Annotated in this window: 22 protein-coding genes; 14 read left to right on the top strand and 8 right to left on the bottom strand. The window is 56.5% G+C overall.

Annotation, left to right across the window (positions count from 1 at the left end; genetic code table 11):
- The first annotated feature begins 135 nt into the window (after positions 1–135).
- Positions 136–918, top strand: coding sequence for a MetQ/NlpA family ABC transporter substrate-binding protein (locus tag FWJ25_RS08680; RefSeq protein WP_149599869.1), 783 nt, complete (start codon positions 136–138; stop codon positions 916–918).
- 177 nt (positions 919–1,095) lie between these two features.
- A complete protein-coding gene (locus FWJ25_RS08685; protein WP_149599870.1) occupies positions 1,096–2,358 on the top strand; it encodes a YncE family protein in 1,263 nt (420 codons plus the stop codon).
- Positions 2,359–2,361: 3 nt separating this feature from the next.
- Here FWJ25_RS08685 and FWJ25_RS08690 read toward each other — a convergent pair whose 3' ends face one another.
- Together FWJ25_RS08690 and FWJ25_RS08695 are read right to left on the bottom strand one after the other, a co-directional pair.
- A complete protein-coding gene (locus FWJ25_RS08690; protein ID WP_149599871.1) occupies positions 2,362–3,015 on the bottom strand; it encodes a peroxiredoxin in 654 nt (217 codons plus the stop codon).
- Positions 3,016–3,132: 117 nt separating this feature from the next.
- Positions 3,133–4,497: an alanine/glycine:cation symporter family protein gene (locus FWJ25_RS08695; RefSeq protein WP_149599872.1), complete on the bottom strand. Its 1,365-nt coding sequence runs from the start codon at positions 4,495–4,497 to the stop codon at positions 3,133–3,135.
- Positions 4,498–4,746: 249 nt separating this feature from the next.
- On the opposite strand from FWJ25_RS08695, the gene FWJ25_RS08700 reads away from it, so the two are divergent.
- Positions 4,747–5,178 (top strand): CBS domain-containing protein, encoded by a 432-nt coding sequence (locus FWJ25_RS08700; protein WP_149599873.1) that lies wholly within the window; start codon positions 4,747–4,749, stop codon positions 5,176–5,178.
- Between the two features lie 16 nt (positions 5,179–5,194).
- On the opposite strand, the gene FWJ25_RS08705 is transcribed toward FWJ25_RS08700, so the two are convergent.
- Positions 5,195–6,319, bottom strand: coding sequence for an HD-GYP domain-containing protein (locus FWJ25_RS08705; RefSeq protein WP_149599874.1), 1,125 nt, complete (start codon positions 6,317–6,319; stop codon positions 5,195–5,197).
- A gap of 114 nt (positions 6,320–6,433) precedes the next feature.
- Positions 6,434–7,852 carry an MATE family efflux transporter gene (locus FWJ25_RS08710; protein WP_149599875.1) on the bottom strand — a complete coding sequence of 473 codons (1,419 nt, stop codon included), beginning with the start codon at positions 7,850–7,852 and terminating at the stop codon, positions 6,434–6,436.
- 157 nt (positions 7,853–8,009) lie between these two features.
- On the opposite strand from FWJ25_RS08710, the gene FWJ25_RS08715 reads away from it, so the two are divergent.
- The 3 genes from FWJ25_RS08715 to FWJ25_RS08725 all read left to right on the top strand — a co-directional run bounded on the left by FWJ25_RS08715 (position 8,010) and on the right by FWJ25_RS08725 (position 12,157).
- Complete coding sequence (locus FWJ25_RS08715; RefSeq protein WP_149599876.1) at positions 8,010–8,879, top strand: carboxylate/amino acid/amine transporter; 870 nt, start codon at positions 8,010–8,012, stop codon at positions 8,877–8,879.
- Positions 8,880–9,036: 157 nt separating this feature from the next.
- The gene (locus FWJ25_RS08720; protein WP_149599877.1) at positions 9,037–10,608 is read left to right on the top strand and encodes a methyl-accepting chemotaxis protein; all 1,572 of its coding nucleotides are present in this window, start codon (positions 9,037–9,039) and stop codon (positions 10,606–10,608) included.
- A 157-nt stretch (positions 10,609–10,765) separates the two neighbouring features.
- Positions 10,766–12,157: a sodium-dependent transporter gene (locus tag FWJ25_RS08725; RefSeq protein WP_149599878.1), complete on the top strand. Its 1,392-nt coding sequence runs from the start codon at positions 10,766–10,768 to the stop codon at positions 12,155–12,157.
- A 69-nt stretch (positions 12,158–12,226) separates the two neighbouring features.
- Here FWJ25_RS08725 and FWJ25_RS08730 read toward each other — a convergent pair whose 3' ends face one another.
- The 4 genes from FWJ25_RS08730 to FWJ25_RS08745 all read right to left on the bottom strand — a co-directional run bounded on the left by FWJ25_RS08730 (position 12,227) and on the right by FWJ25_RS08745 (position 17,011).
- Positions 12,227–13,537 (bottom strand): TRAP transporter large permease, encoded by a 1,311-nt coding sequence (locus FWJ25_RS08730; RefSeq protein ID WP_149599879.1) that lies wholly within the window; start codon positions 13,535–13,537, stop codon positions 12,227–12,229.
- Positions 13,534–14,082, bottom strand: a complete 549-nt coding sequence (locus tag FWJ25_RS08735; protein WP_149599880.1) for a TRAP transporter small permease subunit — start codon at positions 14,080–14,082, stop codon at positions 13,534–13,536. Before FWJ25_RS08735 ends, FWJ25_RS08730 begins: the two co-directional genes overlap by 4 nt.
- A gap of 103 nt (positions 14,083–14,185) precedes the next feature.
- Positions 14,186–15,232: a TRAP transporter substrate-binding protein DctP gene (dctP, locus tag FWJ25_RS08740; RefSeq protein WP_149599881.1), complete on the bottom strand. Its 1,047-nt coding sequence runs from the start codon at positions 15,230–15,232 to the stop codon at positions 14,186–14,188.
- A 180-nt stretch (positions 15,233–15,412) separates the two neighbouring features.
- Entirely contained in the window at positions 15,413–17,011 is a 1,599-nt protein-coding gene (locus FWJ25_RS08745) for a class I adenylate-forming enzyme family protein (RefSeq protein WP_149599882.1), read from the bottom strand.
- A 143-nt stretch (positions 17,012–17,154) separates the two neighbouring features.
- On the opposite strand from FWJ25_RS08745, the gene FWJ25_RS08750 reads away from it, so the two are divergent.
- The 8 genes from FWJ25_RS08750 (at position 17,155) to FWJ25_RS08785 (ending at position 25,328) form a co-directional block, all read left to right on the top strand.
- Positions 17,155–17,949: an SDR family NAD(P)-dependent oxidoreductase gene (locus FWJ25_RS08750; RefSeq protein ID WP_149599883.1), complete on the top strand. Its 795-nt coding sequence runs from the start codon at positions 17,155–17,157 to the stop codon at positions 17,947–17,949.
- Complete coding sequence (locus FWJ25_RS08755) at positions 17,949–18,389, top strand: PaaI family thioesterase (protein ID WP_149599884.1); 441 nt, start codon at positions 17,949–17,951, stop codon at positions 18,387–18,389. Before FWJ25_RS08750 ends, FWJ25_RS08755 begins: the two co-directional genes overlap by 1 nt.
- Before the next feature lie 75 nt (positions 18,390–18,464).
- Positions 18,465–19,667 carry an acyl-CoA dehydrogenase gene (locus FWJ25_RS08760; protein ID WP_149599885.1) on the top strand — a complete coding sequence of 401 codons (1,203 nt, stop codon included), beginning with the start codon at positions 18,465–18,467 and terminating at the stop codon, positions 19,665–19,667.
- Positions 19,668–19,832: 165 nt separating this feature from the next.
- Positions 19,833–20,600, top strand: a complete 768-nt coding sequence (locus FWJ25_RS08765; protein ID WP_149599886.1) for an SDR family NAD(P)-dependent oxidoreductase — start codon at positions 19,833–19,835, stop codon at positions 20,598–20,600.
- Between the two features lie 148 nt (positions 20,601–20,748).
- Positions 20,749–21,813, top strand: coding sequence for a phosphotransferase (locus FWJ25_RS08770; protein WP_149599887.1), 1,065 nt, complete (start codon positions 20,749–20,751; stop codon positions 21,811–21,813).
- A 14-nt stretch (positions 21,814–21,827) separates the two neighbouring features.
- Positions 21,828–22,607, top strand: coding sequence for a 5'/3'-nucleotidase SurE (gene surE / locus FWJ25_RS08775; protein WP_149599888.1), 780 nt, complete (start codon positions 21,828–21,830; stop codon positions 22,605–22,607).
- A gap of 25 nt (positions 22,608–22,632) precedes the next feature.
- The gene (locus tag FWJ25_RS08780) at positions 22,633–24,297 is read left to right on the top strand and encodes a long-chain fatty acid--CoA ligase (protein WP_149599889.1); all 1,665 of its coding nucleotides are present in this window, start codon (positions 22,633–22,635) and stop codon (positions 24,295–24,297) included.
- Between the two features lie 167 nt (positions 24,298–24,464).
- Positions 24,465–25,328, top strand: a complete 864-nt coding sequence (locus tag FWJ25_RS08785) for a branched-chain amino acid ABC transporter permease (protein ID WP_149599890.1) — start codon at positions 24,465–24,467, stop codon at positions 25,326–25,328.

Raw genomic sequence — 25,328 nt, forward strand, 5'->3', positions numbered from 1 at the left:
GCCCGTGAATACGTCCCTGTAGGGCTCGGTCGCGCCATCCCTGGCGCTCCACGTTTTCGGGAAGCAGCGTCTGTCGACGGCCCGAGCCTCCAGTGATCCTTGAAAACAAACGTTCCTATAACAGGAGTACAGGTTATGAATCTGAAGAAGACTTTCGCGGCACTCGCCGCTGCTGCAACATTCTCTGTTGCTGCTTCCGCCGAAGAACTGTCCGTTGCCGCAACTCCGGTTCCCCATGCCGAGATTCTGGAATTCGTAAAGCCGATGCTGGCGGAAGAAGGTGTGGAGCTGGACGTTAAAGTGTTCACCGATTACATCCAGCCGAATATTCAGGTAGACCAGAAGCGGATGGACGCCAACTTCTTCCAGCACCAGCCGTACCTGGACGAATTCAATGCTGGCCGTGGTACCGATCTGGTCACCGTGACCGGTGTTCACGTTGAGCCGTTCGGTGCCTACTCCAGCAAGATTGATTCCCTGGACGCCCTGGAAGACGGTTCCGTAGTTGCCATCCCGAACGACCCCACCAATGGTGGCCGTGCACTGCTCCTGCTGCAGAAAGCCGGTTTGATCAAGCTGGCAGACGAGAGCAAGATCACTGCGACGCCTCGTGACATTGCCGAGAACCCGAAAGACCTGGACTTCAAGGAACTGGAAGCAGCCACTCTGCCGCGTATCCTGAATCAGGTCGATCTGGCTCTGATCAACACCAACTACGCTCTGGAAGCGGGCCTGAACCCGTCTGAAGATGCTCTGATCATCGAAGGTTCCGAGTCTCCTTACGTGAATATTCTGGTTGCGCGTCCGGACAACAAGGACAGCGACGCCATGAAGAAACTGGCTGCTGCCCTGCACTCTGATGCGGTGAAGGATTTTATCCTTGAGAAGTATGAAGGTGCTGTTGTTCCGGCCTTCTGATCCGGGATTGCATCTGTGAGAAAGACCGGTCCTTGTGGCCGGTTTTTTTATGCCTGGAGGTTACTAGCGACACAATTGGCTGAAGTGACGGAACGGTGGGCAGTCATGTCAACGACCGAGACTTAAGCAGGTGCAATAGTTGTCATTCCCAACAATAAAACAAAACGGGTGAAGGTAATGGCAACGTCGAATGGCAACAACCTCAGAAAGCAGATAACAGCCCTGGTCGCAGGGGCCGTGCTGTCTGTCATGGGTACACCGGCGACGGCTGGCTGGTTCGGTAGCAGTGGAAACAGCGACACCAGCCCCGGGAAAACCCGGGATGTGATCTTTGTTGGCAATAACTGGGAAGGCATGATCGATGTTGTGGATGCCTCCAGCTATGACCGGATCGGGCGCATCAACGGTATTCCGGACAAACGCCAGCGCCTGACCGAAATTTACCTCAATCCAGTGCGATTTGCGTTTTTTGAGGGCATTCGCTATCTGATCGGCGAAGGTCACGACCAGTACGTGGATGATATGTACAGCAGTCCGGACGGACGCCTGCTTATTGTCTCAAGGCCGAGCTTTGCCGATGTGGTCGCTATTGAAACGGCAACGGGTGATATTGCCTGGCGCTTTGAGGTGGCAGGCTATCGCTCGGATCACATGGCCATTTCGCCAGACGGCCAGCAGGTAGCAGTATCGGCTTCCACGGGTAACGTGGTGCATATCCTCGATGTTAAAACCGGCACAGAACTGGGGTCATTCCCGACGGGTAATTCCCCCCATGAAAACGTCTACTCAAAGGACGGTTCAAAGATTTACCACGCCAGTATCGGACACGTTTTTACTCCGTTGGACAACGACCTGATGGATTTCACCAAGGGCGAGCGGGTGTTCCAGATAGTGGATGCGGATTCCCTGGAGATTCTGGAGAAGTTCGACTTTGCTGAGAAGCTGAGTGCGGCCGGTTATGACGATCTGAGCCCCGCCATCCGGCCCATGGCACATACCCCGGACGAGCGTTTCTTTTATTTCCAGCTGTCATTCCTGCACGGCTTTGTCGAGTATGACATGGAGGGCGGTAAAATCACCCGGTTGGCACGCCTGCCCAATCTGGTGCCGGATTTGCCCGAAGAGCTCTACGTGAATGACTCGGCTCATCATGGTATTGCGATGAACGGCGCCGGGGATACCCTCTGTGTGGCGGGAACCATGAGTGATTACGTTGCCATTGTTGATCGTGAAACTTTCAGCTACCAGCTGTTGGAAGGCCTGGGCGAGAAACCTTATTGGGTGACGTCCGATGCTTCCGGAAAACACTGCTATATCTCGTGGAGTGGCACGGATCAGATGTCGGTGATTTCCTATAAAACGGCCACCGAAGTGGCCCGAATTGATGTCGGGGATCACCCCCAGCGAATCCGCGAGGGGCGAGTCCCGAGCGATTGGTAAGGGTCAGTCACCGCCCCAATTGGTCTTGGGATCCGGTGTCATCCTCAGATAGGATTTCACCGCCTTGTAGCCTTTCGGGAAGCGTTGTTTGATCTCCTCCTCGTCCTGCAGGGATGGAACGATGACCACATCGCCGCCACTTTCCCAGTTACCCGGGGTGGCGACCTTGTGTTCGTCGGTCAACTGCAGGGAATCGATCACCCTGAGAACTTCGTTGAAGTTGCGGCCGGTGCTGGCCGGATAAGTGATGATCAGGCGCACCTTTTTGTTCGGGTCGATGACAAACAGCGAACGTACCGTCAGGGTGGCGTCGGCGTTCGGATGGATCATGTCATAGAGTTCCGAAACCTTGCGGTCTTCATCGGCGATGATCGGGAAGTTGACCGCGCATCCCTGGGTTTCCTCGATATCCTTGATCCAGTCCTTGTGGGACGGGACCGGGTCGACACTCAGGGCAATGGCTTTGACATTGCGTTTGGCGAACTCGTCTTTCAGTTTCGCGGTGAGCCCGAGTTCGGTGGTGCACACCGGGGTAAAGTCCGCCGGGTGCGAGAACAGCACACCCCAGCTGTCGCCCAGCCAGTCATAGAACGAAATCATGCCCTCACTGGAGTCCTGTTGGAAATCCGGTGCGGTATCTCCCAGACGTAAGCTCATAGATGTTCCTCCTTTGATGGTGCTTCCGAAAGCTCCGAACACCCCACGAGTTTGGATGTGGAATGTTTCGGGCCTATACGGTCTATCTGTGATTTACGAGGCCGGAATGCAAGGGGGTCAATCCTTACCGGACATTGCCTGTTTTTCAAAATGCTCTTTGGTGAGTTTGAACACCACCGGGCTGAGCAACGCCAGTGCAATCAGGTTAGGCAGTGCCATCATGGCGTTCAGGGTATCGGCTACCAGCCAGACGAAACCCAGATTCAGGGTGGCGCCAAGTGGGATGGCCAATATCCACGCAATCCGGTACGGCACGATGGCTTTCACGCCGAACAGATACTCGACGGATCGTTCGCCGTAAAACGACCACCCCAGGATGGTGGTAAAGGCAAATACCGCCAGGGCAATGGCAACCACATAGTTTCCGATACCGGGAAGGGCCTCGGCGAAGGCCATGGAGGTCAGCTCAGCGCCTGATACACCCGACGTCCAGGTGCCGGAGGTAATGATGACCAGACCGGTGATAGAGCAGATGATGATGGTGTCGATGAAGGTACCGAGCATGGCCACCATACCCTGGTTGATCGGGTTCTTGGTCTGTGCGGCAGCGTGGGCAATAGGGGCGGAGCCCAGCCCCGCCTCGTTGGAGAATACGCCGCGGGCAACCCCGAAGCGGATAGCTGCCCAGACAGCAGCGCCGGCAAACCCGCCTTCTGCGGCGATCGGGCTGAAGGCATGTTCAATGACAAGGGCCAGCGCGTTGGGGATTTCTGCCGCGTTGATGGCCAGTACCACAAGGCCCGCCACCAGATAGGAAATGGCCATGAGTGGCACCAGCGCACTGGCTACGTGGCCAATTCGGCGGATGCCGCCTATCAGCACGGCGCCGACCAGCACCATCAGTATTACTCCGGTTGCCCAGTGCGGCAGGCCGAAGTTGGCTTCCATCACATCCGCCACTGAATTCGCCTGTACCGTGTTGCCGATGCCAAATCCGGCGATGGCTGCAAATACCGCAAACAACAGGCCAAGCCAGGCCCATTTGGGGCCGAGACCATTGCGAATGTAGTACATGGGGCCGCCAACATGGGCGCCGCGCTCATCCACTTCCCGGTAGCGAACCGCAAGCACCGCTTCGGAATACTTGGTGGCCATGCCCACCAGGGCGGTCAGCCACATCCAGAACAGGGCGCCCGGGCCACCGAGGAAGACCGCGGTGGCAACGCCCGCAATGTTTCCCGTGCCCACCGTGGCAGACAGGGCGGTCATCAGTGCCTGAAACGGCGGGATTTCCCCCTCAGACTCGGCACCGGTTGCGCTTCGGCCCTGCCACAATAGCCGGAATCCGGCACCGAGTTTCAGTACCGGCATCAGTTTGAGCCCCAGACTCAGGAACAGACCCACGCCAAGGATCAGCACCAGCATGGGAGGCCCCCACACCAGAGAGTTGATTTGACTGACAAAGGATGAGATTGCTTCCATGGGGGTCTCCCGTTGTTGGCGTGTTTTTTTAGTGACTGTATTAGTTACTATGCCCTTGTGAGGCTTAACCCTTTGAGTTTAAGTGAAAATCATTATCTGTAAACCTGAACAGGTCAAAACTGACCGGGATCAGCTCCCGTTAAAGTGGATGCGATTGTGTTTTCCTTTCCTCCCCGCATTGCCTATGTTTATACACAGGGGCCCCGGAAAGCGGCTCACATCTGAATGCAACGGGGAGGAGGGCTGCCCATGCGATCACTGAAAGTCTCGGATGTTATGTGGAATCATATCGAACCGATTCGATGTGGTACGCCGTTGACCCGCGTTGTGAAGGCCCTTCTGCACAACCACGTCACCGGGTTACCGGTGGTGGATGAACACCGCCATGTCCTTGGGTTCGTCTCGGAACAGGATTGTATCCATGCTCTGCTGGTGAGCAGTTACCACTGTGAAGGTGATCCGATTGTGGACGATGTCATGTTTCGGGAGCCGGTCACGGTTTCAGCGGAAATGGCGGTGGTGGATCTGGCCCAGAATCTTGGTGCGGGCAAGCCCAAGGTCTACCCCGTGGTGGATCATGGCAAACTGATCGGCGTTGTCACCCGGTCAGCAATTCTGTCAGAGCTGGCCCGGGCCGGGTGTGGTATCGACGCGCCGAAATTCGCCGGATCGGCCAGTTAGCTGCGGTTCAGTCAGATCAGGAGCCAAAGCCCCAGATCAGGCTGAAATCCATGGAAGGCATGATTTCGGGCTCTTCCAGAGCCCGGATGTTGTATTCCAGCAGGCTGGTGTCCCGCTCAAACGTTCCGCTGTAGCGGTTACCCCTGGGCCCGAATATAGCTTTAACGAACGGGCCACGGGCTCGCACAGGGCGTGCTGTCACCACACCCACTTCATTATTGTCGAGGCGTACAAGAATCCCGGGCGGATAGTCCCCCAGAACATGTAACAGGGCTTTGGGAATGGCGGGGCGGAAGCTGCCATCAGCAAGGTTGGCAATGAGTTTTCGGGCATCGGTCACGTTCATCCGGTGCCGGTAAGCCCGCTTGGTTATCATCGCAACATACCGTTCCGAGAGTGCCAGAATTTCCGCCTCCGGGCGGATTTCCGTACCACTGAGTCCCTTGGGATAGCCGCTGCCATCGGCCTGCTCATGGTGCTGGGCAATGATGGTCAGCAACAGGTTGTTGCTGATGCCGGCGGCCTTCAGGGCCTGGATACTGCGTTCAGGGTGTTTTCGGATGACCTGTCGCTGTTCGTCGGTGAGTACCTTGTTGGAAGCGTTTAGCTGATCAGCAACCGGGATTAGCGCCAGATTGGCTGTCAGGGCAGCGGCTGTCAGGACACTGGCACGTTTTTCTTCGAGCCCGAACTGGCGGGCGATGAAATGGCTGAGAATGGCGTAGAAGAGGGTTTGTTCCAGGCTTGTCGGGCCGATGGAGTAGAGATGCACTAGGGCAAGGCTGGCGTCCGGGGCTTCATCGCACATCCGCTCGACCATCCGGCCCAGGCCCAGCAGCCGTTTTTGTGCTGATGGATCGACGTTGGTGATGGCCGCCAGGGTTGCCTCCAGCGCCTGCAGCAAGTCGGGATAGTCGGAGAACGGGTTTCGTTTCCGGCTGTCCTCGAACACTTCCTCGTCAGGCCGTTCGATTTTCCGGGGTTTGAAGCGGCCCCGCTCGAACAGTTGTTCCAGTTGTGTGTCGGTCTGGATCACATAGCCCTGGCGCAGCAGAACGTTGCCGTCCGCGTCATAGACATTCCAGGGCAGCGGGCGGCCCAGTTCCAGGGCTCCGGGTGCGATCCGTATAAGATTATCCAATTCAGGGGTCCTGATTACTGCTTATTGTTCAATAGCCCAGTTTAACCCTGAAAAGCCCCGGTACTCCAGATGGCTATGAAAGGCAGATTTTCTGCCTGAGGACCTGGTGAGACATCAGGTATCAGTGATGGGCCTGGGCGGATGTGCCTGGGTGGAAGGTGCGAACCGGAAAAGCCGCCACCCCAGAAGCGTACTCGCGGAAACCAACCCGACCGTGAGCCCTACCCAGAAGCCTGCGGCTCCCATGGCTTCGGTTATGGCGTTGGTAAACGTCAGCGCATAGCCCAGTGGCAGGCCCAGTCCCCAGAACGAGAACAGCATTATAAACATGGGGATGCGTGTATCTTTATAGCCTCGAAGGGCGCTGATGCAGGTGACCTGGATAACATCGGCAATCTGGAACAGAGCGGCGAAGGCCAGCAGACGGACACTCACCGCCCGAACATCCGGATCCGCAGTGTAGAGCGCTGCGATACTGTCGGTAAACAACCAGAGTGACGTTGCGAACACCAGCGCCGTGGTTGCTGCCAGTATCAGGGAGCTGCGGGAAATCAGGCGTGCGGTATCCGGTGCTCCAGCCCCCATCAGGAAACTGATTCTCAGGGTCAGCGCCATGCCGATACTCAGAGGCAGCATGAACAGCAGGGAAACCACGTTCAATGCAATCTGATGGCCGGCTACAACGACCGGTCCAAGTGGAGCGATAAATAGTGCGATGACGGCAAACATACTGGCTTCCACGAAGATTGTGAAGCCGATGGGGATGCCTATTTTCAGAATGTAGGCAAGGCCTGTCTTGTCCGGCTTGGCCCAGTCAGCAAGCAGGTGGAAGCTGCGGTAGACCGGGCTTCTGTTGAGGTAAATCAGCAGCGCGATGGCTGCAACGCTGTTGGACAGGGCCGTTGCCCAGCCACAGCCAATACCTCCCATGGCGGGAAGTCCGAGCTTGCCGTAGATGAAGATGTAGTTCAGGGGCAGGTTTATCAGGGTGCTCAAAACAGAGAAGGCCATGATTACCCGGGTGTGGCCCAGGCCATCAGTAAGCCCTCTCAGGGCTGTTATCAATAACAGAGCTGGCACGCCCCAGCAAAAAGCATCGAGATAGCCCTGGGTAATGCGGGCAGTGTTGGGTTCCAGTTCAAGCCTGGCCAGGACCGGGTGGACATTGGTCAGCAGAAGGATCATCAACACCGTACCGGCTGCCGCGAGGTACAGCCCCTGCCAGGTCGTGGGCATAACCTTTTCGACCGTACGGGCGCCGTTAAAACCGGAAATAATTGGCTGTAATGCACTGAGGGTGCCCACGAAGAACAGGAACAGTGGCATCCACAGGCTACCGCCAATACCCACGGCGGCCAGGTCTTCGGCACTGGCGTGTCCGGCCATGATGGTATCAATCACGCCATTGGCCATCTGTGCGATCTGCGCAATCAGAATGGGGCCACCCAGTATGGAAAGGGTGCGCCATTCAGAAAGGGTCCGGGGTATCAGAGGTTGGCGGGCTTCCGGCAGTGGCTGATGGGTTTCATCCATAATCCAGGTAGTGTCCTTTGCATTTGTAAGACCTGATTGCGGGAGCGAAATAGTACTCGATCAGGGCCCGGCTCCGCATCGGGGATTTCCCTGCCCGCTGACACTGTGAGGCAAAACCGTTACAGTACGCGCCTTGATCAGAACAGGTAGTGAAGCGATGGGTTTACTGATTTTTGTCACGGTCCTCTGGGCATTTTCATTCAGCCTGATCGGCGAGTTTCTTGCCGGCCGGGTAGACAGCGATTTTGCGGTCCTCAGCCGCGTATTGCTTGGCGCCCTCGTATTCCTGCCGTTTACCCGCTGGCGAGGCGTACCCTCCGGTATGAAGCTGGGAATCATGGCGACCGGTATGCTGCAGTTCGGGATTACCTACCTGTGCCTGTACCGCTCGTTCAGTTATCTCACTGTGCCCGAAGTCCTGCTCTTCACCATCTTCACGCCCCTGTACGTTACGTTGCTGGATGATGCCCTGTTCCGCCGCTTCTCTCCCATAGCGCTGGTCGCCGCCGCGATCGCCACGGTGGGCGCGGGTATTATCCGCTATGACGGGCTCAGCGAAGACTTCATTACCGGCTTCCTGTTACTGCAGGTGGCCAACTTTACCTTTGCTGCAGGCCAGGTAGGGTACAAGCATGTGATGCAGCACTACACGCTGGAGCTTCCTGCGTACCGCACCTTCGGCTTTTTCTTCTTTGGCGCACTGGTCATCGCCCTGCCCTCATTCCTGGTGTTCGGTAATCCCGACAAATTGCCTGCAACCGGGCTGCAGTGGGGCATTCTCGTCTGGCTTGGATTAGCGGCGTCCGGTCTGGGTATGTTCCTGTGGAATCGGGGAGCCTGTCGTGTAGATGCGGGTACCCTGGCCATCATGAACAATGCCCTGGTCCCTGCCGGGTTGCTGGTTAACCTGCTGATCTGGAATCGTGATGCAGATCTGGTCCGCCTCGCGGTTGGTGGTGCTGTGATTGCCTTCTCGCTTTGGGTCAATGCCCGCTTCCGTTCTCGTGCCCGCCTGGTAAATGCCTGATAAGTAGTAACACGGACTAAGGTTTTTGCCGGCCTGGCCGTTAAGTTTGCTTACGCAGGGTAACTTTTGACGAATATCAAATGTGTTCGTTTGAGTATACCCTTGCGACTCTTTCCAGCTCCCTCGAGCACCGCTGACATAGAGAACAGGCAGGCGAATGCGTACAAATCTCCCGGTAACCCAACGAGAAGTGATGATGAAGGACGGTGGGCGGTTGATCACAACCACCGATCTTAAGGGCGTAATCACCTACTGCAACGACGAATTTGTAGAAATCAGCGGCTTCTCCCGGGACGAACTTGTCGGCCAGGCGCACAACATCATCCGCCATCCTGATATGCCACAGCCGGTATTCAAGGGTATGTGGGACTATCTCAAAGCCGGAAAATCATGGATGGGGGTGGTCAAGAACCGAGCCAAGAACGGCGACTTCTATTGGGTGAGTGCCTATGTAACCCCGATCCTCGACGGAGGAAAAATGGTGGGTTACGAATCCGTGCGCGTGGCTCCGACGCGGGCACAGGTGGCCCGGGCAGAGAAGCTGTACGCCCGTATCTCGGCCGGAAAATCCGCCATGAGTGGTGCTGGAAGGCTCAGGTCCATGTTTGCTTCGGGCTGGCCCTTCCTGGTTTCCCTGGTGCTGAGTCTTGGTGCCCTGAGCCTGAATCAGCCATGGCTTTCAGCAGGTCTGATTGTGATTGGCCATTTGCTGGGTATCGGGTTGGTGCTCGGCTCCATTACCGGTCGTCTCAAACGACTGCTTGCCCTGCGGCCGGATGCGTTCCAGGATGCAGTGGTGTCGCGTACTTACAGTGATGAGATCGGGTTGTTCGGACGCCTGTCGATGGTGCTGATGAGTGAAGAGGCGCGGATTCGCACCGTGCTTGCACGCATAGAAGATCAGGCCGAACTGCTCTATGAGCATGCCCGGGCGTCCCACGGCTACATTCGGGATGGTGCGGACGCCATAGCACGGCAACGGGCGGAAACCGAACAGACTGCGTCAGCAATCACCGAAATGACGGCCTCCATTCAGGAGGTCACTGAGTCGGTGACCGGCAATGCGCGGGCCGCGGAAGAAGCGAATCGTCTGGCGGGTGTGGGCAGTGACCGCAGTTCCGAAGCGCTGGATGCGATAGAAGCCCTGGTGACCCGGGTGAATGGAATTGGCGACACCATCGGCAAGCTGGGCGAGTCCACCAACAGTATTGGTGATGCAGCCAGTCTGATTTCAGAAATTGCTGACCAGACCAATCTTCTGGCGTTAAACGCTGCTATCGAGGCGGCTCGCGCGGGTGAACAGGGCCGGGGATTTGCCGTCGTGGCCGATGAGGTCCGCTCTCTGGCAGCCAGGACCCGGGAATCAACGGTGAAGATCCAGGAAGTGATCGATGATTTCCGGACTCAGGTAGATTCCGCTGTGCAGGCTACCCGGGATGGTGAAGCGGTTGCGGGTCAGGGTCTGGAGAAGGTGCGGGAAGCCGAGAATTCCCTGCGTGATATTGTCACCTCTATCGGCACCATCTCCGACAGCTTCATCAGTATGTCGGCAGCATTCGAGGAACAGAGCCAGGTCTCCGAGGAGATCAACGGCCAGATCGTCAACATTGCCGAGCTGGCGGATTTCAGTGATCAGCAGGCGGATTCAGCGAAGCGCAGCAGTGACGAGCTGAGTTCCATGTCCCGTGGCCTGAAAGATCTTGTTTCCCGTTTTATCAGTAAAAACTGACGGTTAAATCACAGCGCCTGCCGGAGCTGCATTTTCAGGGCACTCCGGCACTGGCATCAGCCTGTGAGTGCTGGCAGAATCCCGCCCCAATTGCCGGATTGAACATCCGGTATACAACGATTTTCGTATTCCCTAGCCAAAAGCACAGGAAAACATCATGAACAACCCCACCCCGGCTTCGAACAACGGAGCGGCTCGTGGCCTCTGGTCTTCGCGACTGGCCTTCATTCTCGCTGCCACCGGTTCTGCCGTCGGCCTTGGTAATATCTGGAAGTTCCCCTACGTCACTGGTGAGAATGGTGGCGGTGCCTTCGTAATCGTGTATCTGGTGTGTATCGCCGTACTTGGTATTCCCATCATGATGGCCGAAGTTTTCGTTGGCCGTAATGGTCGTCATAACCCGATTACCAGCATGCGACTGGTTGCCGAGCGCAATCTGCGTTCGCCCATGTGGCGGATCTCAGCCATCGTCGGCATGATTGCCGCATTCGCTATTCTGTCGTTCTACTCAGTGATTGGCGGTTGGGCTGCGTCCTATATCGGTCATGCTGCCCAGGGCGATTTTACCGGCGGTACCGCCGAGTCGATTGGTGATCTGTTCGGTGGCTTGTTGGCTAGCCCGGGTCAGTTGCTGATCTGGCACACGGTATTTATGGCACTGGTCATTCTGGTGGTGTCCCGTGGCCTCAAAGGTGGTCTGGAGCGTGCTGCGACCATCCTCATGCCTGCTCTGTTCCTGTTGCTGATTGTGGCTGTGGGTTATGCGACGACCACGGGACACTTTGGCGAGGCCGTAGATTTCCTGTTTACACCGAATTTCGGTGCACTGACCATAAACGGTGTCCTGATCGCCCTGGGTCATGCGTTCTTCACCCTGAGCCTGGGTATGGCCATCATGATGGCGTACGGTTCCTACCTTGGCCGGGACGTTTCCATCGCCCGGACGGCTGTCAGTGTGGCCCTGATGGATACCGTGGTGGCCCTGATGGCTGGATTGGCAATTTTCCCGGTGGTGTTCGCCAACGGGCTGGAAGCCGGTGCGGGCCCTGGCCTGATTTTCCAGACGCTGCCGCTGGCGTTCGGTAACATGCCCATGGGCGGTCTGTTCGGCACCCTGTTCTTCGTGCTGCTGCTGTTTGCAGCCTGGACCTCCGGTATTTCACTGCTTGAACCGGTTGTGGAATGGGTGGAGGAGAAAACCTCTCTGGCCCGCTCCAGCAGTGCAATTCTGGTGGGTGTTCTGTGCTGGGCGCTGGGTATTGCCTCTATCCTGTCGCTAAACCTGTGGTCAGACGTTACACCGCTGGATATGTTTGCGCGTTTTGAAGGCAAAACGATTTTTGATCTGCTGGACTTCTTCACCGCCAACGTGCTGCTGCCGCTGTCAGGCCTGTTGACGGCGATCTTTGTGGGCTGGTTTGTGGCCAAAGAATCGCTGATGCGGGATCTCAATCTCGAAGGTGCTGGCTTTGCTCTTTGGCACAACCTGATCCGGTTTGTAACGCCGGTGGCAGTCATCATTGTCTTTATCTACAACCTGACGGCCTGACCGATACGGTTGCAGGAAAGCACGAAAACACAAAGGGCCCGTCAGTGACGGGCCCTTTGTGTTTCTCGGTCAGAAGAACAGGTTGGGTAGCCAGGTGGCGATTTCCGGGAAGATCATGATCAGGATGATGCCGACGATTTCCACGATGACGAATGGAATGATCGACTTGTAGATATCCTTCATGGTGATCCACGATGGCACCACGCCCTTCAGGTAGAACAGGTTGAAGCCGAAGGGCGGCGTCATATAGCCGATTTCCATGTTGATCACGAACAGGATGCCGAACCAGATCGGATCGAAGCCCAGGGATTCGACGATGGGCATGAACACTGGCAGGGTAATCAGCATGATACCCACCGGATCCAGCACCATGGCCAGCAGGAACACAATCACCATCATCGCGATGATGATGCCCCAGGGACCACCTGGAATCATGGACATCAGACCTTCAATCAACTCCTGCGCACCCATGCTCTGATACGCTGCACTGAACGCGTGAGCGGCAAACAGAATCCACAGGATCATACCGGTGAGTTTGAAGGTGCGGATGGCGGCTTCCTGCAGAATGCTCCATTTGAACTGGCGATAAACCGCCGCAGAGATCAACGAGCCGAGCACACCCATGGCGGCAGCCTCAGTTGGGGTGGTAATGCCGCCAATAATGGAACCCAGTACCATCACAACCACACCAATCGGCAGCAGTACTGCACGCAGTGCCCGGAACTTTTCCGGCCAGGTGCCACGCTCTTCCTTTGGCAATGCCGGGGCCAGTTCCGGCTGCAGATGGGCGCGAACCAGTATATAGATAGCCGTCAGTACCATGAGCAGTATGCCCGGCATTATCCCTGCCGCAAACATCTTGCCTACGGATACGCCGGTGATCAGCGCGTAGAGGATCATCAGGATGCTGGGAGGGATCAGGATGCCCCAGCCACCACCGGTATTTATAACGCCGAGAGCCATGTTCTTGTCGTAACCACGCTCAAGCATAGAGGGCAGAGCAATGGTGCCCATGGCCACAACCGCAGCGCCACTGATACCCACCATGGCTGCAAACACGGCACAGATACCCAGGGTGCCCAGGGCGAGTCCGCCTTTCAGTCCGCCGCACCAAAGATGCATCATCCGATACAGGTCTTTGGCCACGCCCGTGCGTTCCAGCACCATCGCCATAAAGACGAACAGCGGAATAGCCACCAGTGTAAAGCTGCCCATGGTGCCCCAGATCTGGGAGGCCACCATGTAGAAGGAGTCGAAGCCCCAGGTGAAATACAGGAAGACAACAGACACACCGCCCAGCACAAATGCCAGCGGCAGGCCCAATAGCAGGAAAAACAGCAGAGTGCCGAAGAACAGCAGGGTCAGGACTTCAATGCTCACAGCTGCTCTCCTTCAGATTCGTTCTCATCAGGGGTGTAGTAATCCAGATTGAAGGCAACCGCGATGTCCTCCAGAAGTTTGACCAGGCCCTGCAATACCAGCAGCGCAGTACCAACGGGAATGGCGAGCTTCACGGGCCAGATTGGTGGGTTCCAGGCGGAGTAGGAGGTTTCCCAGCTGGAAATGGACTCCCGCGCCATATCAATCCCGAACCACAGTAGTGCCAGGGTAAAGATGAAGAACACCACGGAGGTTAAAATATCGGTAAACGCCCGCTTACGGGGAGGCATATGGGAATGCAACAGGTCCACGTTCACGTGGCCCCGGTGGGCCATGATGTAGCCCCCGGACATCACGGCATAGATCCCAAAGAGCATCTGAGTAAGCTCATTGGTCCATACCGTCGGCGAATTGAGGAGATAGCGGAAGCCCACCTCAAGCAACAGAAACGCGAACATGGCAAACACGAGCAGGGCTATCCATCGCCCGATAAAATCATTGAGACGGGTAACCCCTCTCATGAAGGCGGAAATCATCGCACCCATGGCACTCTCCGTACGATCAACAGTGTCCAGGAGGACGTTGGTTCAGGGGGATAAAAAAGGCCGGGGCTCAGGGCCCCGGCCCTTGCAACTCAATCAGTGAGGCTTAGAGGTAGCCAAGATCAGACAGGTAGGACTTGAGCATGTCGAGAGCCTTCTTGGCCTCTTCGCTGCGCTCGCCTTCAGCGTCCCACATGGTCTGGGCTGTTTTCACCAGATTGTCCTGAACCTCGTCCGGAAGCTTGTTCACCTGAACGCCCTGCTCGGCGATGGCCTTGGCCAGAGTGATGCGCTCCTTGTACTGGTACTCATTGGTACGAATCCAGAATTGCTCGTTCAGGGCATCCTTGACGATTTTCTGCATGTCTTCCGGAAGCTTGTCGAGTGCCTTCTGGCTGACGATGAAAACGTCGGTACCGGCGATGTTCAGTGCTGGCTGAACGTGATATTTCGCAACTTCGTAGAGGCCCATGCTGTAGGCACCCTGTGCGGCACCCCAGTGGGCGCCGTCTACAATACCGGAGTCCAGGGCGGAGTACAGTTCGCTGCCCGGAATGTAGGAAGCGGCAGCACCGGCTTCAGTCAGGAATTTCTGGAGCGCGCCGGAGGAGCGAATTTTCAGGCTGGTGAAATCATCCCAGTTGTTGATCGGCTTCTTGACCACCATCTCGGTCGGGTAGACCTTGTCGGTTGCCCAGTAGACGCCGTATTTGGACGCTTCGTCACGCAGCATCTGCTCGAAGCCCAGGTTCTGGTGGAAATATGCAGCTTCCCAAACGTTGCGGAAGGCGAAGGGCAGGCCAGAAGCGATACCTGCGAGAGAAATTTTGTCCTGAGCGTAGGCCGGAGAAATGGTGCCCATCTCCAGGATGCCGCGACTCACTGCGTTAAAGGTCTCCTTTGCTTTGAACAGAGAGCCTGCTTCGTAAAGCTGGAGCTTGAGGCGACCATCGGTGCGCTCTTCGAGAACCCGCTTGATGCGTTCAAGGCTGTCAGTGTAGGAGCTGCTGGAGCCGGGCCAGTGAGACTGGACCTTCCAGGTGAAGGTATCTTGTGCAACGGCGGGTGTTGCGCTCAGTGCCGCGGCGGTTCCCAGGGTCAGAGCTGACGCATAAACGGTCAGGGTTTTTCGTAGATTGGCGATGAGCTTCATGACTGTGCCTCACTCGTTGTTGTAATGATTGTTGTTCCGGTTGTTTAAAACTCTTCCGAGAGCTCTTTTGAAAAGCTAAAGTTTCACTGTGCGAAACAATTAATTGCACAGTGAATCTCGAATTTCTGAATCTATCACAAGATCCAGTTATTGCAATAGCACGATTATAGATATCTGGTCTTACCTCTCCTGGCCTTCCCAGTACGGCGTGCGCAGTTCCCGCTTGAGGATTTTGCCAATCGTCGATCGGGGCAGTTGCTCCCGAAATTCAATTCCCGACAGGCGCTGGGTTTTGCCAAGGCGTTCATTCGCCCATTCCAGGATCTCGGATTCCGTGGCCGTGGACTCCGGTGTCGTTACTACCAGCCCGAGCGGGGTTTCACCCCATTGTTCGCTGGGTACACCGATGACAGCGACATCAGCTACCTTGGGATGATTCAGTACGACTTTCTCAAGGTCTGCGGCGTAGATGTTGAAGCCACCGGAAATGATCATGTCTTTGCGCCGGTCGAGGATATAAATGAAACCATCGTTATCCATCCGGCCCATGTCGCCACTCCGGTAGAACACGTCGCCTTCAGGGCTGGTCCATAGCATTTCCTCGGTTTGTTCAGGGCGGTTCACATAGCCGCGCATCATGGATATGGCGCGACCGACAATTTCGCCGATCTCACCCCGAGGTACTTCACGTCCGCTTTCATCAATGATGCGGACTTCCGCACCTTCGGTAGGTACACCCACAGAGTCCCATTTATCCGGGAACGTATTGCAGTCGAGGCTGGTTGAAATTCCGCCCTCGGTGAGGCCATAGATTTCCCGGACGCTGCCGGGCCACCTGGCAATGGCATCGGCAATGACACCGGTGCGCAGCGGTGCACTGGTGCAGAGTTTCAGTTTGTAGCTGCTGAGATCGAAGCGGTCGAACTCGGGGTCCGAAAGAATGCGCTGGTATTGCACAGGAACCAGCATTGCATGAGTGACACGGTATTGCTCTGACAGTTCCAGGAAACGCCGCGCATCAAACTTGGCCATAGTCACCAGAGTGCCGCCAAAGAACAGCGTAGGCAGTGCGGATACAAGGGTGGTGTTGGAATAGAGCGGCGTGGAAACCAGGTTGATGGCGTCACCGTCGAGACCAAAACGACTCATGCGTACCAGTTGGCGCTGGCGGAATCGGTAATCGTGCAGGATGCCTTTCGGTGTGCCAGTGGTGCCTGAGCTGTAAATAATATTAAACGGATCATCCAGTGATACTTCTGCGGGATTCGGGGTTGAACTCGCCCCCTCCAGCCAGTCAGAGATGGATGAGCCGATACCTGCTCCGTCGTCATCCAGGGCGATGATACGGTCTGCAGGCAGGGATGTCTGGTCGCGGAATTCGGACAGCAATTCCCTGTTTTTGGCAGATACAAACAGGAAGCGTGCACCGCAGTCGGCCAGCATCAGGCCCAGGGCTTCGGCGCTGGCCATGCCAGACAGCGGCACCATGCAGCCACCGGCCGTCAGCGTGCCAAGGTACAGGGCGACGTAGTTTGCGCTGTTCTCCGACAGCGCGGCCACGGTGTCTCCGCGCGTTAGCCCGGCATCCCGCAGCCGGTTTGCGATCTGGTTGACCCGGGTCAGCAGATCCTGCCAGTCCAGGGTGCCGCTCTCACTGATGACGGCGGGTTTGCTGCCCTGAAGGCTGGCGAATTGCTGGATCCTGTGTCCGATAGGTTCCATGGTTTCGTCGGAGGTTACCGGGGCGTAAACAGGCATTTCACTCAAGCTATTTGTCATTTTTGTTACCTCGTTTGATTTCGAGTTTTGTCTGGTGAAATTAGTTTTCAATTATATTGACTCAAAACCGGGGAGCGTGACAAATTAAAGAAAATGAAAAACCGTATGTATAAAAACAAAACTGAACGTTGAGGAGTTTCGGCATGGATCGTTTTGATCAGCGGGTTGCCATTGTGACCGGAGCTGGCAGCGGCATCGGCAGTGCAACAGCCCTGAGGCTGGCACGGGAAGGTGCGCACGTAGTTATGGCGGATACCTCCGAGGCTGGTCTGCTTGAAACTGAGAATATGATGCCCGAGGGCAGTCGATACCTGCGCCGTGTTGTTGATGTGGCTGATGAAGGACAGGTTCAGTCTCTGGTTCAGGAAACTGTAGATACATTTGGCCGGATCGACGTGCTTTGCAATATCGCGGGCATTGCCAGTATCACCGGTGGCCATCCGCCGGTTACCGGGAACGACCGCGGTGAGTGGGACAAGATCCTTTCGGTAAACCTGATTGGCACCATGTTGCTGATCAAGCATGTAGCGCCTCACATGCAGAGCCGGGGGCTGGGAGCCATTGTGAACACCGCCTCGGTTGCCGGTATTCGTTCCGGGGCGGGCGGCAATGCCTACAGCGCCTCGAAGGCAGGTGTGATCAATCTCACCATGACCGCAGCTTGTGATCTCGGCAAAGACAACGTCCGGGTTAATGCCGTCTGCCCCGGGCTGGTTGAAACCGGCATGACCAAAGCCGTGTTCGATTACGCCAGGGCCAATGAAAAGGCCCATAAGCTGGGAGCTCGTTGCGAGCTTCGGCGCTACGGGGACCCCGAGGAAATCGCGGCCGCCATACTGTTTCTTGCCAGTGACGACGCCAGTTACATCACCGGCCAGGCGTTACCGGTGGACGGTGGTAATACCGCATCTCTTAACCTGCCGGGAATGAAAGTCTGATGAGCGAACAACAGGGTCACATCACCAGCGCAAAGGACCTGACAGGATTCCACAACCTGTTGGGATACCACCATGAATCCTGGACGGAAGGCGAGACAGTGATCGCGCTGGAGGTCCGGCCTGAGCACCTGAACCTTGCCGGAGTTATTCATGGTGGCGTACTGACCGCATTGATGGATATCGTCATGGCGGATTCCGGTACCTACTGCCCCTATCCGGGCCGCCGGCGCAAAGCGCTTACTCTGACCATGACCACGACATTTACGGGCCAGTGCAGTGGCGGGGTAATCCGCGCAACCGGTCGAAAGAGGGCTGGGGGCAAGAGGATTTTCAACAGTACCGGCGAGATTCATGACCAGGACGGCAATCTCCTGGCAATTGCTGAAGGCACCTTCCGCATACGTTCCGGGAGTGAAGGTCCTGAGGGTGTTCCGATCTGAGTGATCTGAAAAACATACACTGGCCGGCCAGGATTGACTGGTTGCGGACTCAATAACAAACAAGAGGAAGCGGACATGTTCGAGCTATCTGATAAAGCCAAGAAACTGCAAGCTCAGTTGAACGAGTTCATGGATGCATACATCTATCCGAACGAACACAAACACCACGAGCAGGTTTCCCAGGCAGAAAACCGCTGGGCGCCTGTTCCCATCATTGAAGAGCTGAAAGACAAGGCCAAGGCAGAGGGTTTGTGGAACCTGTTTCTGCCGGAGAGCGACTATGGCGCGGGGCTGACCAACTTTGAATATGCCCACCTGTGCGAAATCATGGGCCGTTCTGAAATGGCGCCGGAAGTGTTCAACTGTTCGGCTCCGGACACCGGCAATATGGAAACCATTGCCCGCTACGGTAATGAAGAGCAAAGAAAACAGTGGCTGGAGCCGCTGCTGGCCGGCGAGATTCGTTCCTGCTTTTCCATGACCGAGCCGGACGTTGCCTCTTCCGATGCCACCAATATTGCCTGCCAGATTCGCCGCGACGGCGATGAGTATGTGATTAACGGGAAGAAATGGTGGTCCTCCGGCGCCATGACGACAACGACCAGGATCGCCATCGTTATGGGTAAAACCGACCCGGATGCGCCCAAGCACCAGCAACAGTCGATGATTCTGGTACCGCTGGACACTCCGGGTGTGAAGATGGTGCGTCCGCTGACTGTCTTTGGTTACGACCATGCCCCGCATGGCCATGCTGAGATTCACTACGAAAACGTCCGCGTGCCGGCCAGCAACATCCTGCTGGGCGAGGGTCGTGGGTTCGAGATTGCCCAGGGACGCCTCGGACCGGGCCGTATCCACCATTGCATGCGCACCATCGGCGTGGCGGAACGTGCCCTTGAACTGATGTGTAAGCGTGCCAATGAGCGGGAAGCGTTCGGTAAGCCGCTGGCGAACTTCGATTCCATCCGGAAGGACATCGCCCGCAGCCGTATTGAGATAGAACAGGCCCGTCTGATGACTTTGAAAGCCGCACACATGATGGACACCGTAGGTAATAAGGTGGCTCGTCAGGAAATTGCGATGATCAAGGTGATTGCGCCGAGCATGGCCCTGAAGGTGATCGACCGTGCCATTCAGGTTCATGGTGGGGCTGGTGTCAGCCAGGACACCTTCCTGGCGTCGGCCTGGGCGAAGGTTCGTACTCTGCGTTTGGCAGATGGCCCGGACGAAGTGCACATGGACGCCGTTGCCAAAATGGAGCTTCGTCAATACCGCTGATTGATACGGCCCGTTACTTCGGGTGAATGAACAAACGGGGAGGGCTCTGCCGGGACACGCCGTTAATACGTCCTTGTAGGCTTGGGCAAAACATCCATGTTTTGCACAGTCCCGGCAGAGCCCTCCCCGTTCGTTCCCCAGGCACTGAATATGAGGATCGAACTCGTGACTAACCCGCTTTTTGATATGACCGGCAAGGTCGCCGTAATCACTGGCTCCACCAAAGGTATCGGCCGCTCCATTGCTGAGGAAATGGCCAAGTGTGGCGCCAAGGTCGTGATTTCCAGCCGAAAGGCTGAAGCCTGTGAGCAGGTAGCTGCTGAACTGAAAGAACAGGGCTTCGAAGCCATGGCGATTCCCTGCCATGTCGGTAAGAAAGAAGACCTTCAGAAGCTGGTCGACAAGACCAACGAAGCCTGGGGCACGATTGACGTGCTGGTGTGCAACGCCGCCACTAATCCGGTCTACGGCACCACCGCCGAGATGACCGACGAGGCCTGGGACAAGATCATGGATACCAACGTCAAAGGCACCTTCTGGCTGACCAACATGGTCCTGCCGCAAATGGCGGAGAAAGGCGAAGGCGCTGTTGTGTTGCTGTCCAGTATTGCCGGTATCCGGGGCAACACCACCATCGGAACCTATGGTGTTTCCAAGGCTGCAGAAGCGGCACTGGCCCGTAATCTGGCCGTTGAATGGGGCCCGAAAGGCATTCGTATCAACAGCATTGCCCCTGGCCTGATCAAAACTGATTTCGCCAAGGCACTCTGGGAAGATCCGGTACGTATCAAGCGTGCAGAGGATAAAACCCCACTCCGCCGTATCGGCGATCCGGTCGATATCGCTGGCCTGGCTGTCTTTCTGTCCACCAAGGCCAGTGCCTACATCACCGGCCAGGTCATCGTAGCTGACGGTGGCGAAACCATCTGTTAAAGCAGTCAACTGATGAGCAATGCCGAGGCAGGTGTAAGGGGTGCTCCTCCGCAGGGAAAAAGATGTCTGAGCGAAGCGAGTTGCTTTTTCCCGGAGGAGGAGCACCCCTTGCGCCTGCCGCTGCCCCGAAACAAAGGCAATAGAAGTTATGACAACAGCACCAGAGTTGGTAGACGTCCTGCCAGCACACAAGTTTGATGAGGCGCGCCTTCTGGAGTGGCTTCAGAGGGGGTTGCCGCAGATTGGTAGTCGCCTGGATGTGAAGCAATTCCAGGGTGGTCAGTCTAACCCTACTTTTTTGCTGGAAACTGATGGCGGCCGATACGTTCTGCGTAAAAAACCACCAGGAAAGACATTGCCGTCTGCTCACATGGTGGAGCGGGAATACAAGGTGATGAAGGCGTTGGCGGACCATACGGATGTCCCGGTCCCGAATGTTCGAGTGCTCTGCGAAGACGAGTCGGTCATTGGTACGCCGTTTTATGTCATGGATTTCCTGGAAGGCCGGATTGTCAGCCATTCGGCGTTGCGGGCTTTGGATCGCAAGGATCGTCTGCCCGCCCACCAATCGGCCATCGACACCCTGGCTGCCCTCCATTCTGTGGATGTGAATACCATCGGCCTTGGCGATTACGGCCGCCCGGAAGGCTATGTGGCCCGACAGGTTTCTCGCTGGAGCAAGCAGTACCTGGCATCGAAGACCGATGATCTGCCGGCGATGGACAAGCTGATGGCGTGGTTGCCGGAAAATCTGCCGGCGAAGGATGAAATGTCCATTGCGCACGGGGATTACCGGTTCGGCAACCTGATGCTGGCACCTGACAGCCCGAAGGTGATTGCCATTCTGGACTGGGAGTTATCCACACTGGGGCACCCGCTGGCCGACCTGGCCTATTACTGCCTTCCCTATCACATGCCGTCCGACATGGAGGGTATGCGCGGGCTTCGTGGTGAGGATCTGGAAGCGCTGGGTATTCCCGACGAGCAGGAAACCATTGCCCGGTACTGTGCAAAAACCGGTCGCGATGGCATAGACGACTGGCATGTGTTCCTGGCGTTTTCCCTGTTCCGGTTAGCCGCCATATTGCAGGGCGTCTACAAACGGGCGCTGGATGGCAATGCTGCCAATGCCAATGCCCTGGAAGTTGGCAAGCGCGCAAGCGTGCTGGCGGAAACCGGATGGAAGATCGCCTGTGAAGGTTCCAGGCCCTGAGAGGAGAAAAACACATGCAGGGACCATTGGTTCAACGCATCCTGATCACCAACGATGATGGTATCAACGCGCCAGGCTTGGCGGTTCTGGAGACGGTTGCCCGGAGGCTGGCTGAAGAAGTATGGGTAGTGGCACCGGAACATGACCGCAGCGGTGCCGGCCAGAGTATTTCCATTCACAGCCCACTACGGGTTTATCAGAGTGGTGACAAGCGTTACGCCGTTTCCGGTACACCCGCAGACTGCGTGTTGTATTCACTGGCTGAGTGGTTTGGTGAAACACCGCCGGATCTGGTGCTGTCTGGCGTTAACTGTGGCGCCAACATCAGCGACTCGGTGCAGTACTCAGGCACCGTCGGCGCGGTACTCAGTGCCGAGCACATGAACATTCCCGCTATTGCCCTGAGTCAGGCATTTCTGACCCGGGACGGAATTCAGTGGTCGCCGGTGGAAACCCATGCTGAGGCCATTATCCGCAAATTGTATCAACCCGGGGAAACCCGCGCCTGGAATGTGAATTTCCCGGCTTGTGATGCCAGTGAGATTCAGACGGCCAGATGGTGTCGTCAGTCCACAGGCTCTATCCAGCGCCCCCGGCTTTTGTCCGGCCGGGATGCCCGCAGCCTGCCCTATTGGTGGCTCGGGTTTGAGCGCAGTTCCCGACATATTGTGACTCCGGATGTGGACGTTACGGTACTCCGGGATAAGGCCATTGCGATCACTCCATTACGACACGAAGACCCCCTGCCAGGGGGCGCCCATGAAATTGACTTGTCCGCACCTGCGGCTGACTGATTGAACCCTGGGGAGCACAACAACGATGTTTACACGCCATTACAAGGTCTGGCCCAAAGAGTTGCCAAAGACCATGACCCTGCCGAAGACCAGCCTGTGTGCCAATCTGGACGTCACGGCCCTCCGTTACCCGGATCATAACGCGATCATTTTCTACGACGCGCCCATTACCTACAGCCGTCTGCAGGCGGAAGTCGAGAGTATGGCGGGTTATCTGCAGTCCAAAGGCGTCAAAAAAGGGGACCGGGTACTGCTGTATATGCAGAACTCGCCCCAGTACGTTATTTCCTATTACGCCATTCTGCGGGCGGACGCGGTGGTCATTCCGGTGAACCCGATGAACCGGGCTGCGGAGCTTGAACACTACATCTCCGACACGGGTGCGGCAGTGTGTCTGGCGGGCCAGGAGTTGGTGGAGTTTATTGCGCCCCTGGTTGGCGAGACCAATCTCGAGGAAGTGATCGTTGCCTCATACAACACCTACATCAACCCGGAAACGGACCTGACCCTGCCAGCGGAGGTTGCCGCTCCAGCCTGGTCCAAAGAGGTGCCGGGCGTTGTTGCCTGGGAAGCCGCGATGGCAGAGGGCCTCAAACCCTCCGGGTATACCGCCGGGCCGGAAGATCTTGCGGTCATTCCCTACAGCTCGGGAACCACCGGAGCCCCGAAAGGTTGTATGCATACCCACCGATCCGTCATGGCCACGGCCATGCATCGTGTGTTCTGGAATCTTTCAACCCAGGATAGTGTGCAGCTCGCCACGCTCCCGTTCTTCCACGTGACGGGCATGACGGGCTCAATGAACGGCCCGATACTCTGTGGCTCCACGTCGGTCATCATGACGCGATGGGATCGGACGACCGCTGCGACCCTGATTGAGCGGTACAAGGTTACGGGCTGGACCAATATCGTCACCATGGCGGTGGATTTCCTGTCCAATCCGGATATCGGTCACTACGACCTGAGCAGTCTTACCATGATTGGCGGCGGCGGTGCGGCCATGCCGGTTGCTGTCGCCGAAAAGCTGAAGAAGATGACCGGTCTCGATTACATCGAAGGTTATGGTCTGTCTGAGACCATGGCGGCCACTCACATCAACCCGACAGCCCATCCAAAAGCCCAGTGCCTGGGTATTCCGGTGTTCGATGTGGACAGCCGGATTATTGATGTCGACACCCTTGAGGAAAAAGGGCCGGGTGAAACCGGAGAAATTGTCTCCTGCGGTCCTCAGGTCACGCTCGGTTACTGGAACCGTCCTGCGGATACCGAAGCGGCCTTTGTCGAAATCGACGGCAAACGCTTCTTCCGTACCGGGGATCTCGCCTACTACGACGAAGATGGCTACTTCTTCATGGTGGATCGGGTCAAACGGATGATCAACGCCTCCGGCTTCAAAGTCTGGCCATCGGAGGTGGAGGGGTTGATGTATCGCCATCCTGCCATCCATGAGGTGTGCATTATTTCCTCCCCCGACCCCAAACGGGGCGAGACCGTAAAGGCTTGCATTGTGCTGACACCTGAAGCGGAGGGGAAAACCACCGAAGCAGACATCACCAGCTGGTGCAAAGAGCAGATGGCGGCTTACAAGGTGCCGGCCATCGTGGAGTTTGTCGAGGCCCTGCCCAAATCGCCTACCGGCAAGCTGATGTGGCGTGCGCTGCAGGAAGAGGAATGGAAGAAAGGTTCATAAAATCGAAACATAATTAGTGTTGAGGTCCGCACAGCGAAACATGATTTTAATATGTTGACATGTGAGACGATCAATGTAATTGTTTCATGGAAAGCGCAGGGCAGGACTCGCCCTGCGTACTAAAGCCTCAAAAACTCCTGATAAAAACAAACAACGGAGGGGCAGACTTGAACCTTTTCTTCCAGCAAATCATCAATGGGTTAACCCTGGGCAGCATCTACGGACTCGTTGCTCTTGGCCTTACCCTGGTCTATGGAATTCTCCACGTTCCTAACTTTGCACATGGCGCGCTCTACATGGTTGGCGCTTTCATGTCGTACTTCTTCATGGTCGATCTGGGTGTTCATTACTGGGTTGCCATGGCGGGCTCTGCCGGCGTTATTGCGGTACTGGCCATTCTTTGCGAACGGTTGGTTTTCCATCCATTGCGGAACTCTCCCCCGATTCACGACAAGATAGCGGCCATTGGCATACTGCTGTTTCTTGAGGCCGTAGTGCAGATGTTCTGGGGATCGGATTTCCGCCGTATGACCTCTCCTTTCACCGGCATCATGAATTTTGATGGCCTGATCATTCCGGAACAGCGCCTGCTTATCATCGTTGCAGCGTTTGTGCTGGTTTTCGTACTACAGATGTTCCTGCGCAAGACCATGACCGGAGCGACCATCATTGCCATGGCTCAGAGCCGTGAGGGCGCGTTTCTTGTCGGTATCGATGCCAACCGGGTGGCGATGATGACCTTTGCCATCTCTGGCGCACTGGCCGCCATTGCCGCCACGCTCTATGCGCCGATCAACCTGGTGTATCCCGCCATGGGGCATCTGGTGATCATGAAAGCGTTCGTCATCATCATCCTTGGTGGCATGGGCAGCATTCCCGGCGCCATCGTTGGCGGAATGATCATTGGATTTGCCGAGGCCTTTGGTGGTTTCTACATCTCCACGGCCTACAAGGACATTATCGCCTTCGGGCTGCTGGTACTGATTCTCTCCGCTCGCCCACAGGGGCTGTTTGCCAAGGGAGCGCACTGA

This window comes from Marinobacter salinexigens (assembly GCF_008370345.1).
Taxonomy (GTDB): Bacteria; Pseudomonadota; Gammaproteobacteria; order Pseudomonadales; family Oleiphilaceae; genus Marinobacter; species Marinobacter salinexigens.

Bases quoted from the DNA above. Each gene is read 5' to 3' on its own strand.
- FWJ25_RS08680 (WP_149599869.1), top strand. From the start codon at position 136: ATGAATCTGAAGAAGACTTTCGCGGCACTCGCCGCTGCTGCAACATTC.
- FWJ25_RS08685 (WP_149599870.1), top strand. From the start codon at position 1,096: ATGGCAACGTCGAATGGCAACAACCTCAGAAAGCAGATAACAGCCCTG.
- FWJ25_RS08690 (WP_149599871.1), bottom strand. From the start codon at position 3,015: ATGAGCTTACGTCTGGGAGATACCGCACCGGATTTCCAACAGGACTCC.
- FWJ25_RS08695 (WP_149599872.1), bottom strand. From the start codon at position 4,497: ATGGAAGCAATCTCATCCTTTGTCAGTCAAATCAACTCTCTGGTGTGG.
- FWJ25_RS08700 (WP_149599873.1), top strand. From the start codon at position 4,747: ATGCGATCACTGAAAGTCTCGGATGTTATGTGGAATCATATCGAACCG.
- FWJ25_RS08710 (WP_149599875.1), bottom strand. From the start codon at position 7,852: ATGGATGAAACCCATCAGCCACTGCCGGAAGCCCGCCAACCTCTGATA.
- FWJ25_RS08715 (WP_149599876.1), top strand. From the start codon at position 8,010: ATGGGTTTACTGATTTTTGTCACGGTCCTCTGGGCATTTTCATTCAGC.
- FWJ25_RS08720 (WP_149599877.1), top strand. From the start codon at position 9,037: ATGCGTACAAATCTCCCGGTAACCCAACGAGAAGTGATGATGAAGGAC.
- FWJ25_RS08725 (WP_149599878.1), top strand. From the start codon at position 10,766: ATGAACAACCCCACCCCGGCTTCGAACAACGGAGCGGCTCGTGGCCTC.
- FWJ25_RS08735 (WP_149599880.1), bottom strand. From the start codon at position 14,082: ATGGGTGCGATGATTTCCGCCTTCATGAGAGGGGTTACCCGTCTCAAT.
- dctP (WP_149599881.1), bottom strand. From the start codon at position 15,232: ATGAAGCTCATCGCCAATCTACGAAAAACCCTGACCGTTTATGCGTCA.
- FWJ25_RS08745 (WP_149599882.1), bottom strand. From the start codon at position 17,011: ATGACAAATAGCTTGAGTGAAATGCCTGTTTACGCCCCGGTAACCTCC.
- FWJ25_RS08750 (WP_149599883.1), top strand. From the start codon at position 17,155: ATGGATCGTTTTGATCAGCGGGTTGCCATTGTGACCGGAGCTGGCAGC.
- FWJ25_RS08755 (WP_149599884.1), top strand. From the start codon at position 17,949: ATGAGCGAACAACAGGGTCACATCACCAGCGCAAAGGACCTGACAGGA.
- FWJ25_RS08760 (WP_149599885.1), top strand. From the start codon at position 18,465: ATGTTCGAGCTATCTGATAAAGCCAAGAAACTGCAAGCTCAGTTGAAC.
- FWJ25_RS08770 (WP_149599887.1), top strand. From the start codon at position 20,749: ATGACAACAGCACCAGAGTTGGTAGACGTCCTGCCAGCACACAAGTTT.
- surE (WP_149599888.1), top strand. From the start codon at position 21,828: ATGCAGGGACCATTGGTTCAACGCATCCTGATCACCAACGATGATGGT.
- FWJ25_RS08780 (WP_149599889.1), top strand. From the start codon at position 22,633: ATGTTTACACGCCATTACAAGGTCTGGCCCAAAGAGTTGCCAAAGACC.